General features: G+C 69.1%; 1 protein-coding gene. It reads right to left on the bottom strand.

Annotated features, from left to right (window positions below; all coding sequences use genetic code 11):
- Positions 1-1,151 (bottom strand): transposase (locus JK363_RS41225; RefSeq protein WP_236076580.1); only part of this gene is annotated, 1,151 nt, incomplete at its 3' end.
- Positions 1,152-1,342: the final 191 nt, after the last annotated feature.

Raw genomic sequence — 1,342 nt, forward strand, 5'->3', positions numbered from 1 at the left:
TGCCGGCCTTTGCTGACCTGGCCCTGGTGACAGGTCGCCTGTCGGCGCTCGAAGTCGTTGTGGAAGTCGTCCCGGCCGAAGCCTTCGTTTTTGCGGTGCTGGCGGGTGGGATTGCCCGGCAGCGGCCCGGTGACCGTGACCCGGTGCTCGAGGGCGGCCTGTTCCAGGTGGACAAGGGAGGTGTAGCCGCCGTCGACGAGGTGCTCGGCCGGTAGCAGGCCACGGCGCTTGAGGCGGGTGTGGATGCCGGGCAGGGCCTGAGCGTCGTATGTGGTGGCCGGGGTGGTGGCCACATCCGTGATGACGTTGGCGCCGTCGGATGAACAGGTCTTGGTGAGATGGGCGACGAACCCCTTCCAGCGGGTGGTCTGCCCACGGCGCGCGTAGCGAGCCGTGGGGTCGTAGGGGGAGACGATCGCGACCGACGAGGGCGGCAGCCCGCCGCCGTCGTCGCCGGTGCGCCAGCGCAGGCGGCCTGCCGCGTCGCGGTAGTAGTTCTGCACCATGATCTGCCGCAGGGCCTGGACCCGGCGGCCGAACGCGCGACCTGCCCCGTACCGATAGAGATGCTCCAGCAGCCGTAAGGCGTCGTCACCCGTGGTGTTGATCCTGGTCTTGGGCCGGGCGGGGTTCTTGCCCAGGCGGACCGGACGGCCATAGCGGCGTCCCCACTCCTCGTCCACCAGGCCGACCAGCAGATGCGGGGCAGTGCCGGCGAGTTCCTCCAGCGCGGCCCGCACCGCCTCGGTGATCAGCTCCAGCCGAGTCAGGTCACGCACTGCGGCCAGGACATGAGTGGAATCGGTGCGCTGCGTGGTGCGCTCACGCACCAGCCCGGCATCCTTGAGACGCGCCAGCGCGAGATCGAGGAGACGGTCAGCGCGATCGCCCTGGGCGAGGCGCTCACGGACGTCGGCCAGCACACTGTGATGAAAGCCGGGATCGTCCAGTTCCAGGGCCAGGGAGTACGTGAAATCGATGCGGCAGCGCACCGCCTCGGCAGCCTGCCGATCCGACAGGTCGAGCAGGAACTGCAGCACGCAGGCGGTGGCCAACTGCGCGGGCGAGAGACCGGGACGTCCGTCCCGCGGGTACCAGTCGACGAAGTCCTCATCGCACCACAGGCCGTCCAGCCGGTCTCTCACCCACATCGCCCTCGTCCCCCCGGGCTACTCGCCCGCGCAACCTGCGCAGTCAGCGACGGGACCTGCTCACCGGAACAGGGACGGAGGGACAACGGGCACCTCGACAACTGCATCGGCCTTCGGAACAGCCCGAGCATGCCCGCTGATCACGCTGCCGCACCGGCAAACTCCAAGATCCCCAACAGAGTCAAGCTAGT

This window comes from Streptomyces coffeae (genome assembly GCF_016741875.1).
In the GTDB taxonomy this organism is placed as follows: Bacteria; Actinomycetota; Actinomycetes; order Streptomycetales; family Streptomycetaceae; genus Streptomyces; species Streptomyces coffeae.